Source organism: Novosphingobium sp. HNCC26BN242 (assembly GCF_057180525.1).
On record NZ_JBXUGM010000001.1, the window covers coordinates 1161992 to 1174110 of the forward strand.

11 protein-coding genes and 2 tRNA genes are annotated in these 12119 nt (G+C 61.0%); 5 read left to right on the forward strand and 8 right to left on the reverse strand.

Annotated elements, in window-relative coordinates; all coding sequences use genetic code 11:
• The first annotated feature begins 41 nt into the window (after window positions 1-41).
• The 3 genes from AC2A1F_RS05530 to AC2A1F_RS05540 all read left to right on the forward strand — a co-directional run bounded on the left by AC2A1F_RS05530 (window position 42) and on the right by AC2A1F_RS05540 (window position 2197).
• Window positions 42-800, forward strand: coding sequence for a hypothetical protein (locus AC2A1F_RS05530; RefSeq protein WP_484207739.1), 759 nt, complete (start codon window positions 42-44; stop codon window positions 798-800).
• Between the two features lie 68 nt (window positions 801-868).
• Complete coding sequence (locus AC2A1F_RS05535) at window positions 869-1621, forward strand: hypothetical protein (RefSeq protein ID WP_484207740.1); 753 nt, start codon at window positions 869-871, stop codon at window positions 1619-1621.
• Window positions 1622-1786: 165 nt separating this feature from the next.
• On the forward strand, window positions 1787-2197 hold the full coding sequence (locus AC2A1F_RS05540; protein ID WP_484207741.1) for a hypothetical protein: 411 nt from the start codon (window positions 1787-1789) through the stop codon (window positions 2195-2197).
• Window positions 2198-2261: 64 nt separating this feature from the next.
• Here AC2A1F_RS05540 and AC2A1F_RS05545 read toward each other — a convergent pair.
• From AC2A1F_RS05545 to AC2A1F_RS05575, 7 genes are all read right to left on the reverse strand, one after another.
• A tRNA-Lys gene (locus tag AC2A1F_RS05545) sits at window positions 2262-2337 on the reverse strand.
• Window positions 2338-2385: 48 nt separating this feature from the next.
• Window positions 2386-2461: transfer RNA gene (locus AC2A1F_RS05550), tRNA-Lys, on the reverse strand.
• A 95-nt stretch (window positions 2462-2556) separates the two neighbouring features.
• On the reverse strand, window positions 2557-3672 hold the full coding sequence (rodA, locus tag AC2A1F_RS05555; RefSeq protein WP_484207742.1) for a rod shape-determining protein RodA: 1116 nt from the start codon (window positions 3670-3672) through the stop codon (window positions 2557-2559).
• Complete coding sequence (mrdA, locus tag AC2A1F_RS05560; protein WP_484207743.1) at window positions 3672-5741, reverse strand: penicillin-binding protein 2; 2070 nt, start codon at window positions 5739-5741, stop codon at window positions 3672-3674. Before mrdA ends, rodA begins: the two co-directional genes overlap by 1 nt.
• A gap of 5 nt (window positions 5742-5746) precedes the next feature.
• Window positions 5747-6301 (reverse strand): rod shape-determining protein MreD, encoded by a 555-nt coding sequence (locus AC2A1F_RS05565; RefSeq protein WP_484207744.1) that lies wholly within the window; start codon window positions 6299-6301, stop codon window positions 5747-5749.
• Window positions 6298-7203: a rod shape-determining protein MreC gene (gene mreC, locus AC2A1F_RS05570; protein WP_484207745.1), complete on the reverse strand. Its 906-nt coding sequence runs from the start codon at window positions 7201-7203 to the stop codon at window positions 6298-6300. The genes AC2A1F_RS05565 and mreC overlap by 4 nt, the downstream gene beginning before the upstream one ends.
• A gap of 111 nt (window positions 7204-7314) precedes the next feature.
• Complete coding sequence (locus AC2A1F_RS05575) at window positions 7315-8361, reverse strand: rod shape-determining protein (protein ID WP_292628971.1); 1047 nt, start codon at window positions 8359-8361, stop codon at window positions 7315-7317.
• Window positions 8362-8549: 188 nt separating this feature from the next.
• On the opposite strand from AC2A1F_RS05575, the gene mutL reads away from it, so the two are divergent.
• Window positions 8550-10343: a DNA mismatch repair endonuclease MutL gene (gene mutL, locus AC2A1F_RS05580; protein WP_484207746.1), complete on the forward strand. Its 1794-nt coding sequence runs from the start codon at window positions 8550-8552 to the stop codon at window positions 10341-10343.
• Between the two features lies 1 nt (window position 10344).
• Window positions 10345-10836, forward strand: coding sequence for a hypothetical protein (locus AC2A1F_RS05585; RefSeq protein ID WP_484207747.1), 492 nt, complete (start codon window positions 10345-10347; stop codon window positions 10834-10836).
• A 93-nt stretch (window positions 10837-10929) separates the two neighbouring features.
• Here the strand turns inward: AC2A1F_RS05585 and ychF are convergent, their stop codons facing one another.
• Window positions 10930-12030: a redox-regulated ATPase YchF gene (gene ychF, locus AC2A1F_RS05590; RefSeq protein ID WP_484207748.1), complete on the reverse strand. Its 1101-nt coding sequence runs from the start codon at window positions 12028-12030 to the stop codon at window positions 10930-10932.
• Window positions 12031-12119 lie beyond the last annotated feature (89 nt).

A 12119-nucleotide genomic window follows, 5' to 3' on the forward strand; every position in this document is an offset into this window, starting at 1 on the left:
ATCCCGCGTCGGCGGCTTTTTTTGTTCAGAAGGAAGTACCAATGGCAAAGAAGCCAACCGATCCTCTGGCCCGCATGATCGCGGCCCAGACCAAACGCCGTAAGGAAGCAGCAGCACTCGAAAACCGCAAGGCGCTGGCGGCAAGGCAAAAACTCGTGCCCATCGCCGGCACCACTATCGTGCCCGATGCCCGTTACAGCGAGCGAACCCGTCGCCCTTATGGCGAAGGCCCCTGGAAAGCCGAATCTGAAAAGGTTGCATGGACCGATCCGGCGACTGGCTATCCCTGCATCATTCTGCGCCAGCCGGGCGGCGAACTTGCCGGCTATGTTGGCGTTGAACCCCATCATGCCCTGGCCGGGTGGGCAGCCGATGCCTTGCCCGGAAGCATCAACGACGGCCTGCACCGGCCGGTAAACTATGGCGCGGCCTGTCAGGAGACGATCCCGGAGCGGTTGAGCATCTGCCATGTGCCGCGTGCCCGGCATAATACGCCATCTCAGGCGCTCCATCAGGGGCGCGAACCGGGACGCTCCGGACAGGAACACGGCGAGGATCTTGCATGGTGGTTCGGCATGACGATGGATGGACCGCAGGACTACATTCCCCGGCGGGACACCAGCGGTCTGTCGCGGGAGCGCGGGCAGGTCTACCGGGATGAGCACTTCGTTTATGCGCTAGTCACCGTGCTTGCAGGCAAGCTCAAGGCCATCAACGATGCGGCCAATGCGAGTGCTGGCAATACACCCGGCAGAAATACCGGTGGTCTCCCCGCCCCAAAGCGGGAGGATCGGGCATGAGCCGCAACCATAACAACCATAGCCCTTACGAAACGCGGCGAAACCCAAGGCTGCCTTGGGGTTACTGGATGACCATCGACACTTATGGCGATCCTGATTTGCCCCTGGTCGACGAGGACGGCACGCGTTGGCAATCCTTGCGCACAGCATTGTGGTCCGGCCGTCTTGGGATGGGCGACGGCTATTTCGATAAGATAGAAAATCAGCTGGAATTCCTGCTCGCCGTGCTCGTCGCCATCGAACGCACAGTCTCCAGCCAAAGCGAATCGGCCAAGGATCTGTTCGGCGGCGATTGGCAAAAAGCCGCGCACTACAGCATGTGGCTCGAGGGCCATGGTTTGATCGAGGAGGGGGACCGGCTAAACAGGGCAACGATCACGCCTGAAGGCCGGGCGATCATTGCCATGCTGATGGCGACCCGCGATCCGGACCTCATGGCCAAACCCATCGGGCTTCGCAGTCTTGCCACCTATGCCGGTATGCGCCCGGAAGCTGACCGGGCCACAATGGAGGCGGCCATCGCCCGGGCCGAGGCATCATTGCCAGCGATGCCAATCGCCTTTGCCCGGCACACCGTCGCAGACACGCCGGCCATCGTCCTCATCGGCCCTGCACGATCGCGGATTGCTGTCAGCGAGACGATCTGGGCGCCGCAGTTCGACGGCGAGCATGAGCGTGACCTGTTCTACCGCTGGTTGTTGATCCGGGCAGACCGCTGGGAGCGCTGGGCAGAGATTGTGCAGCGACAAGGCGCACCGGCTCTCACGCGGCATTTTCTGTCGATATGGATCGCCGAGGATGCAGAGAGGGCAGGAAACTAAGATCGCCAATGGTGTCTCGTCATGGCTTTGCGAAATCCGGTGTTAAAGTTCCGGGCTTAGCCTTGGCGTGATACACCAATCCTTACCCATTCATGCGCGAACGGGAGAAAATTCGGACAGCGTGTCTGAATTTTTTTATCTTCGCACATGTGTAGGTAAGGCCAGATGTCGGCTATCAAGGGAGTGCCCGAAGGGCAGCGGGCGCTAACTCACAAGGAGGTGCGTGCCGAATTGCAGCGGCTCAAGCTCGGTAAGAACTGTCTGTCTGAACGGATTGCCAGCGTCTATGCGGCCCAATTGCCGTTCGAAGGACAGGATCTTCTTCATGAGGCAGTGTGCCGAGCGCTTACTTCCCGTCAGTGCCGTGAGGCGATCACCGTCGGCCAGTTCATCAACGGTATCATGCGCTCTATCGCTGCCACTGCAAAGCGGTCCGCTGAAGCCCGTGATGCTCATGAAGTGTTCATGCCCGAGGAAGAGGTTGCCGAACGGCTCGGCCTTCGCGGTTACCATGTGATTTCTGCGGAGCAGGAAATCATCTCGCAGAAAACGCGAGTCGAAAAATGGTTCTCGTGATTGCCAGGTGATTGCTGTGGTTCTCTGGGGTGCCAAACTTAATTTGCTAACCCATTGAAAGGACTGGTGGACGCACTTGGGCTCGAACCAAGGACCCGCTGATTAAGAGTCAGCTGCTCTACCAACTGAGCTATGCGTCCGTGCCCGCAGGGCCACCGCATGGTGTGCGGCGCAGGGGTGCTTAACGGTGGTGGACGCACTTGGGCTCGAACCAAGGACCCGCTGATTAAGAGTCAGCTGCTCTACCAACTGAGCTATGCGTCCATGCCGTCTGGCATTCCCGTCAGGGAGCCGTCCCCATAACGATTTTACCGGCCCTGCCAAGCCAAAAATGCAAGTTTTACGACAGGCCCTCACCTTTACGACAAGCCTCTGGGGGCGCTTCGGCTCCAGCGTTCCACGGCCATGATCGTGCCGACGCAGATCATGTTGGTCAGCATCGACGATCCGCCATGGCTCATCCAAGGCAGCGGGATTCCCACCACGGGGGCAAGGCCCATCACCATCATCAGGTTGATGCACATGTAAAAGAAGATCGTCATCGTCATGCCGCTGGCCAGCAGCCGCGAAAAGCGGTCGGGCGCGGCCAGCGCAACTTTCAATCCCCAGCGAAAGATGAGGCCAAACACGATCAGCACAAATAAGCCGCCCACCATGCCCCATTCCTCGGCCATCGTGGCATAGACAAAGTCGGTGTGCGATTCAGGCAAGTAATTGAGGTGGCTTTGCGATCCGTTGCCAAATCCCTTGCCGATGAAACCGCCCGATCCGATGGCGATTTTGGACTGGGTGATGTGATAACCGGTGCCCAGCGGATCGCTTTCGGGATCTAGGAATGTCAGCACGCGATTGCGCTGGTATTCGCGCAGCAGCGTGAAAAAGGCGAGGGGGGCAATCACCAGCGCAGCCGCGCCTGCTCCAAGAAACCAGCGTAATGGCAATCCTGCCATGAACATCACCACCACAGCACCAAACGTGATGGCAAGCCCGGTTCCAAGATCGGGCTGCAGCATGACCAGTCCCGCCGGAATGCCAAGCAGCACCGCCGCCGGTCCCAAAGCGCGCCAGCTTTGCGTCTCGCCCACCGGAAGCACTGAATAGAACCAGGAAAGTACCAGCACGATGCCAGGCTTCATCAGTTCCGATGGCTGTAGGGTCATGAACCCGAGGTTCAACCAGCGCTGACTGCCACCGCCAATGCCGCCGATCAGTTCAACCAGCACCAGCAGCGCACACAAGACGCCATAAGCGGGCAAGGCCATTTGGCGGAACAGGTGTTGCGGCAGCCGGGCAATGATCATGGCCATCACCAGAAATACACTGAACCGTACCAGATGCGACATCGCCCAGACATCGAACCGCCCGCCCGCCGCAGAATCCAGAACCGCTGCACCGAATCCCACCAGCGCCATCAGCGGCAACAGCACGCTCCATGGCTGGCGTGCAATGGTGGCGGGAACATAGGCGCGTGGCACTATTGCGCTCCTGAAGCAGGAGCGGTTTGCACCGGCTCCAAAGCGGAAACGGGCGCTGCAGCGGGCTGTTCTGGTTCAGGGGCTGGCGATGCCGCGTCGGTCTGCGCGGTAGCAGGCTCACCAGCGGGTTTGCGCGCCGCATCGGCCCGTTCGGTCAGTTCGGCATCATCAGGCACCGGCTTAGGTGCCGTCGCGCCATACTTTGCCGCAAACAGGTCATAGCGCGCTGCCATGCGCTGCTGCACATTGCCGCCCCATTGCTTTTCGAACTCTTCCAGCACGGCCATCGCTTTGCCCTGATCGAAGATATAGGTCATCACGTCGCGCGCTATCGGATAGGCCGCGCCCGATCCACCGCCATGTTCGATCACCACCGCGCAGGCGTATTTTGGCTTGTCGAACGGGGCAAAGGCGATGAAGTGCCCATGATCGCGGTACTTCCAGATCCCGCTCTTGCCGTTGGACAGGTTCAGGCCAACGACTTGCGCCGTCCCGGTCTTGCCCGCCATCAGCACGTCCACCGGCAGCTTCGCGCGCCCCGCAGTGCCGCGTCCGTTCACCACTTCGCTCATCGCGGCGTGGATGAAGTCGAGGTGATCCTGCCGAAATCCCATAAGCTTGGGCAGCGGCGCCTTGTTGTCCAGCAACAGCCGCGGCATCACTTCACGCCCCGAAGCGATACGGGCTGACATCACCGCCTGCTGCAGCGGATTGACCAGCATGTAGCCCTGACCGATCGTAGCGTTGACGGTGTCATAAACCGCCCATTCCTTACCATACTTCTTCTGCTTCCACGCAGGATCCGGCACCGTGCCATAGGACTGGCCCGGATAGGGCATCGGAAATTCCTGCCCCAATCCCAGCCGCCGCGCCATTGCGGCGATCTTGTCCATCCCGATCTTCTGCGCGAAGTGATAAAAATAGACATCGCACGACTGGTAAATGCCTTTGGCCATATCGACCGATCCGTGCCCACGCCTGTTCCAGCAGTGGAAAACGCGGTTGCCCACGCGCAAACCACCGCCGCAGTTTACGCTGGCTGATGGATCAAGCCCCGCTTCCAGAAACGCCATGGCCACCATCGGCTTCACCGTCGATCCCGGCGGATAGAGCCCACGCAGCACCTTGTTGCGCAAGGGCACGTGATCATCCTCGGACAGCATCTTCCACTCGATCCGGCCAATGCCATCGGAAAAGCTGTTCGGATCAAAGCTTGGCATCGATGCCATCGCCAGAATGTCGCCAGTCTCGCAGTCCATCACCACGACAGAGCCGGATTCAAGGCCAATCCGGCGCGCAGCGTAATCCTGAAGGCCTGCATTGATCGTCAACTGGATTGGCTTGCCCGGAACATCTTCGCGCGTGCCCAGATCGCGCACGATCCGGCCCGATGCGGTCGCCTCCACGCGCCGCGCGCCAGGCACCCCGCGCAGCCGCGCCTCAAAATGCTTTTCCAGCCCGTCTTTGCCAATTTTGAACCCCGGCGTGACGAGCAGCGCATTGCGCTCCTTCTCGTAATCCTCCGCCGAAGCCGCGCCGACATATCCCACCATGTGGCCAACCGCCGCGCCATAAGGATAATAGCGCGAATAGCCCTTTTGCGGGATCACGCCGGGCAATTCGGGTAGACGCACTGAAACGGAGGCAAACTTTTCCCAATCGAGGCTCGCTGCCACTTCGACCGGCTGGAAACCGCGCGCTTTGTCCAGACGGTCGCGAATGTCGCGCACTTTGTCGGGCGCAAGCGAAAGCAGGCCGGCCAGCGTCTGCAAGGTGCGCTCGGGATTAACGACCCGGTCGGGAATAAGATCCACGCGGAAATCGGCGCGGTTCGATGCCAGTGGCTTGCCAAACCGGTCAAGCACCCAACCGCGCCGTGGCGGGATCAGCGTGAGGTTGACGCGGTTGCTTTCCGATGCGGCTTGATACTTCTCGTTCTGTGCAACGGCCAGATAGCCCAGACGCGTCGCCAGCAGCAAACCAACGCCACCTTGCAGCGCGCCCAGTACAAAGGTGCGCCGTTCAAACCGGTTGGTCAGGATAGCCGATGTCATCGGCAGCTTTGCCATCTGCCTCAGAGCCTTTTCAACGGCAGCAGGCGTATGCGATCAAGCAGCGCCACCAGCCGGGTTATCACTGGATAGAGTGCAAGTGAAACAAACACTTGCGGCACAATCACCAATGGCAGCGGATACCCGGTGGCAAGCCCGGCAATCGCGGCACAAAGGCCAAGGTAGGCCGTCATCAGTCCACAGGCCGCCAGCCAGTCCTGCCCAAAACCCCGCCATAAAAACCGCTCATCTATCAATTCCATCGCCAGCATGGTCACAGACCACAGCACGATGCCTGAACCGAAAGGCTGCCCGGAATAGAGGTCATCCCAGAACCCCAGCGGTAATCCGGCCCAGATCGGCAGCATGCCGGGCCGCATCATGCGCCAGGCCAGCAGCATCATATAGGCCAGCGGCGGCACGACCGGTGCAGATGCCATCACTGGCGAAAAGGTCGCCATCGATGCCAGCATGATCGTTACCCACGGCAGGCCGTTGGCAAAAGCCGGCCATGGCGCCCGGTCGATGCGCTTAGGCACAAGGTCTTCCGGGGATTTGACCAGCGCTTCAAATATCACGGAACGTCTGCAGCGGTCTTCGTGCCGTCCTCGATCAGCCGTTCAAGATCGGCTCGGGCCTGGGGGCTAAAAGCCTGCTCCACCATAACATAAACATGGTCTGCGGGATCGGCGGCAAGGTGCCCGGTTGCACCGTCACGATGGGGGGCTGTGGCAACGGCCACTGGTATGCCGGGCGGATAGAGGCCCCCTGAACCTGATGTGACGAAGACATCGCCTTGCTTCACCGGGTTTACGCCCATGTTTATCAGCCGAATCTCGATGCGACCATCCGATGCGCCTTGGACAAAGGCGGAAAGCCCGTCACTGGCCCTGCGCACCGGCACAACATTATCAGGATCGGTGATCAGCAGCACCCGGGCTGTGCGTGGCCCCACCTCGATAACCCGCCCGATCAGGCCGGATGCAGCCCGCACCGGTTGGCCAGGGCGAACGCCATTGGCCATTCCGGCATCGATCACAGCAAAGCGCCGCGTGCTTTCCGCGCTCGATCCGATCAGATGTGCCGTCGCCACGGGTTTGCGGTTCGGATCGACAATACCAAGCAGCGCCTTCAACCGGCGGTTTTCGTCTGCCAGCGCTTGTGCAGAGATCGCTTGCGCACGCGCTGCTTCTACCTCGCGGCGCAGTTCGGCGTTTTGTTGTCCAGCATTGAAATAGGCGCCAATCGCCGCAAACACGCCTTGTCCACTGGCTCTGCTTGCTGCCCCAGCCTTGCCCATCGGCCGTGCCACTTCAGCTGCGGCACTGCGAGCAAAGGAAAAGGCATCAGGGTTGATCAGCGACACGACAAGCACAACAATGCCGGCCACGACGCCCAGAATGGCGATCACGTAGCCGGTGAATACCCCGTATTGCGCCCTGCGCGAATAGCCCGGGCGCCGGTCCTGCGACCGCGCCATCCGATCACCCTTTCAATCCGGCACGACCCTTGCGCACCTCGATGCACTCCGTCACGTGAACGGGCCCTGAGTCGCAACCCCTTGGACCCGCACTTCCGCGCCGTTGCGAACTTATGCCGTCATCAGCACGCCGCGATAGATCGGATCTTCCATCGCCCGGCCCGTGCCCAGCGCCACGCACGAAAGCGGGTCTTCGGCCACGCTAACCGGCAGGCCGGTTTCTTCGCGCAGATGTTCGTCCAGGCCGCGGATCAGCGCACCGCCGCCGGTCAGGACGATGCCCTGATCGACGATGTCAGCGGCCAGTTCAGGCGCGGTGTTTTCTAGCGCGATGCGCACGCCTTCGACGATGGCCCCGATGGGTTCAGACAGCGCTTCGGCAATGTTTGCCTGCGTGATCGTGATTTCCTTGGGTACCCCGTTCACCAGATCGCGGCCCTTGATATGGATCGTCTCGCCAATGCCATCAGCGGGCGCGGTGGCAATGCCATAATCCTTCTTGATCCGCTCGGCCGTGGCTTCGCCGATCAACAAGTTGTGGTGGCGGCGGACGTAAGAGACGATGGCTTCGTCCATCTTGTCCCCACCCACGCGCACGCTGGTGGTATAAGCAAGGCCGCGCAGCGAAAGAACCGCCACTTCGGTTGTGCCGCCACCAATATCGACAACCATCGAACCGACAGGCTCGGTCACCGGCATGTCTGCGCCAATGGCGGCTGCCATGGGCTCAAGGATCAGGAACACCTGGCTGGCCCCGGCATTGCTGGCCGCATCGCGAATGGCGCGGCGTTCAACCGATGTGGAGCCCGATGGCACGCAGATCACGATTTCGGGATAGCGCAGCAGGCTCTTGGAACCATTCACTTTCTGGATGAAGTGCTTGATCATTGCTTCGGCCACTTCGATATCGGCAATCACGCCGTCACGCAGTGGGCGAATGGCTTCGATATTGTCCGGCGTCTTGCCCATCATCATCTTGGCATCATCGCCAACGGCCTTGACGCGCTTGATGCCGTTGATCGTCTCGATGGCGACGACCGAGGGTTCGTTCAAAACGATGCCGCGATCCTGGACGTAGACAAGGGTATTTGCTGTGCCGAGGTCGATCGCGATGTTCTGCGAACCAAACTTGAAGAATCGGGAAAAGATCGATGCCATCAGGAAATCCGTGATAATCTGTGGTTTGGCGCACGGGCACACGCCAGACCCCTCGAAAGTGAGCGCCCGGGGAAGCGGGTTCCTAGCAGGCACTACGCCTAAAGGACATGGGTTTATGCGGGTTTGGAGGGATAACTTCACCACTTGTCTCGAAATTAATCGGCTTCGGCGCTAGGCCTTGCCGGGCCATGCGAGTCATCCGCCGCCTTCCTGAAACTTTGATCAACCGCATCGCTGCCGGGGAGGTCGTCGAAAGGCCTGCCAGCGCGCTTAAGGAACTGGTCGAAAACGCTATTGATGCAGGCGCTGGACACATCCACGTGCGCCTTTCCGAAGGCGGATTGGCGATGATCGAGGTGTCCGACGATGGCTGCGGTATGGACGCCGCCGAGATTGCGCTGGCGCTGGAACGCCACGCCACCTCCAAATTGCCCGACGAAGCAATCGAAATGGTCGAAACTCTTGGCTTTCGCGGAGAAGCCTTGCCCTCCATCGCCTCAGTCGCGCGCGTCACCATCGAATCCCGCCCACAAGGCGCGACAGAGGGCTGGAAGCGCGTTGTCGATAACGGCGCGCTGGTTTCGGAAGGCCCCGCCGCGTTGCCCCCCGGCACGCGGGTGCGGGTGGAGCAACTGTTCGAGAAAATCCCCGCCCGCCGCAAATTCCTGCGCAGTCCGCGCTCGGAATGGGCCGCTGCATCCGATGTCGTGCGCCGCCTCGCCATGGCCCGCCCGGACCTCGGTTTCACGCTCGAACACGATGGCCGCCGCGCGATTCAGGTGCAGGGCGGCGAAACGTTGGAAGCGCGCGTGGCGCAGCTGGTCGCGCGCGAATTGGCGGGCAATGCGGTCACGGTCGATCTGGTGCGCGGTGAGTATCACCTGACCGGGATCGCGGGCCTGCCCACTTTCAATCGCGGCGTGGCCGATCACCAGTACCTCTTCGTTAATGGCCGCCCGGTGAAGGATCGTCTGCTGATCGGCGCGGTGCGCGGGGCCTATGCCGATATGCTGGCGCGCGATCGCCACGCCGTGCTTGCGCTGTTCCTGCAAGTTCCCGCAAGCGAGGTTGACGTCAACGTCCACCCCGCCAAATCCGAAGTCCGCTTCCGCGATCCGGCCTTCGTGCGCGGTATGGTCGTCTCCGGGCTGCGCCATGCTTTATCGACTGGTGACCAGCGTAGCGCACAAGCCCCATCGGCCAGCGCGATGGCGGCGTGGCAGGCGGAACCGATTGCGCCGCCAAGTGCCTCACAGGGAAGCATTTTTGGCCGGCCATGGCAGCCCGAACCGCGCGTCTCCGAAGCGGGCCTTGTTTGGCGCGGCTATGAACAGTCCGTACTGGCCCCGCTATCGGCCCGCGCGGAAGTGGCAGCCGAACCCGTAGCCGACGCGGCGCAGCACCCGCTCGGTGTTGCACGCGGCCAGATTTCAAACACTTACATCGTGGCAGAGGCTGAGGACGGCCTCGTCATTGTCGACCAGCACGCCGCGCACGAACGCCTTGTCCTCGAACGCCTGCGCTCTGCCGGGGCAGGGCAGGGCACGGCCCCATCCCAGGCACTGCTGATCCCCGAAGTGGTCGAACTCGAAGAAGCGGCTTGTGACCGGCTTGAGGAAGCCTCTGGCAAACTTGCAGAATTCGGCCTCGCGCTTGAACGCTTTGGCCCGAACGCCATGCTCATCCGCGCCATCCCCGCCGCGCTCGCCAAAGGCGATCCGGCGAAACTGGTCGCCGATGTTGCCGACGATCTCGCGGCAAACGGCGACGCATTGTTATTAGGCGAAAAACTCGACCTCGTCCTCGCCACGATGGCCTGCCACGGCTCGGTCCGCGCGGGGCGCACGCTTTCGGTGGCGGAGATGAATGCGTTGTTGCGCGAGATGGAAGTCACCCCGCGGTCGGGCCAGTGCAATCACGGGCGGCCGACGTGGGTGAAGCTGGCGCACGGGGATATCGAGAAGCTGTTCGGGAGAAAGTGACATGGCAAGATTGGCGCATATCCCTCTGATTTTAATCGCTCTTTCTGCATGCTCGGCTGAGCAGGAGCCAACCGACGCCGAAGCCATCGCGGCGGTGGAGAAGGCGCAGGATGGGAAGCCGCCGGTGGAGCCGATTGCCCCGCAGGCGATCCTTTATCCCGATATTTCAAAGAACAAGCTGCACGGCACCGGCTGCGCCTTTGTGGCCGAAGGCGGTGGGATCGGCGCGGTGCTGCTCGCGCAGGACAAGCGCGGGGTGCTGAAAATAAACGGAGAAATCCAGATCCTCGCACCCGATACGGGGTCGGCGAAGCTGCCCAAGGGAAGTTGGGCGCGCTATACCGGCAAGGAATATGCGCTGACGCTCAGCGCATCCGGGCCGGTCGAACCGGTGGGGACGGCTGAGCATTTCGATGGCAAGCTGGTGATCACCGATGAGTTCGAACGGCCCGTTTATGAGGCCGCCGGCAACGTGCAGTGCAAGGCGATTTAGGGCACGGTTTCAGGCGTTTGGGGCCGTCTAAGTGCAGCTAGGTGCTGCTAGGTGCATCTAGGTGCACTTCAGAAATGCCTCTTTTGCAGCCCATCAGACATTGAATTTGAAGTGCAGGACATCGCCGTCCTTGATCACGTATTCCTTGCCTTCTTGACGCAGCTTGCCCGCATCGCGCGCGGCGGTTTCCCCGCCCAATCCCACGAAGTCATCATAGGCAATGGTTTCGGCACGGATGAAGCCGCGCTGCATGTCGGAGTGGATTTCCCCGGCGGCTTCGGGGGCCTTTGCGCCCTGATGCACGGTCCACGCGCGCGCTTCCTTCGGGCCGACAGTGAAGAAGGTGAGCAAGTTCAACAGTTCATAGCCCGAGCGAATAATGCGGGCGAGCCCAGCTTCGGTCAGGCCCAATTCGGTCAGAAACTCGGCGCGGTCCTCCACCGGCATGGTCACGATTTCGGCTTCAATCGCGGCGGAAACCACGACCGCATTGGCACCTTCGGCCTTAGCCTTTTCAAACACGCGCGCCGAAAACGCATTTCCAGCCGAGGCGGATTCTTCCTCCACGTTACACACATAAAGCACGGGCTTGGCTGTAAGAAGCTGCGCTTGCGCAAAAACGCGGGCCTCATCTTCATCCTTGGGCTGGGTGAGCCGCGCAGGCTTACCTTCGCGCAGCAGTTCAAGCGCTTGGCCAAGCACAGAGGCGATGACTTTTGCCTCCTTGTCACCCTGCGCGGCTTTCTTGATGGCTGCAGGGACGCGCTTTTCGAGGCTTTCGAGATCAGACAGCATCAGTTCGGTTTCAACCGTATCGGCATCGGATACCGGATCAATGCGGTTATCGACATGCTGGATATCGACGTTTTCAAAGCAGCGCAGAACGTGGACGATGGCGTCCACTTCCCGGATGTTGCCGAGGAACTGGTTACCCAGACCTTCGCCCTTCGATGCGCCGCGCACGAGGCCTGCAATATCGACAAAGCCGAGTTGGGTGGGGATAATCTTCTGGCTGCCCGCGATCTCTGCCAGCTTATCAAGCCGGGGATCGGGCACACCGACATTGCCGACGTTGGGTTCAATCGTGCAGAACGGATAGTTGGCCGCTTGCGCCGCCTGCGTTTCCGTCAGCGCGTTGAACAGTGTCGATTTGCCGACATTGGGAAGACCGACGATCCCGCAACGAAAACCCATTCTGCAAACTCCTTGGTTGCCGGGGCCTTTAGCGGGAGCAATCCGGTTTGGAAACCTTTGCATCAGCGGCCATTGGGATGATGGGCAAT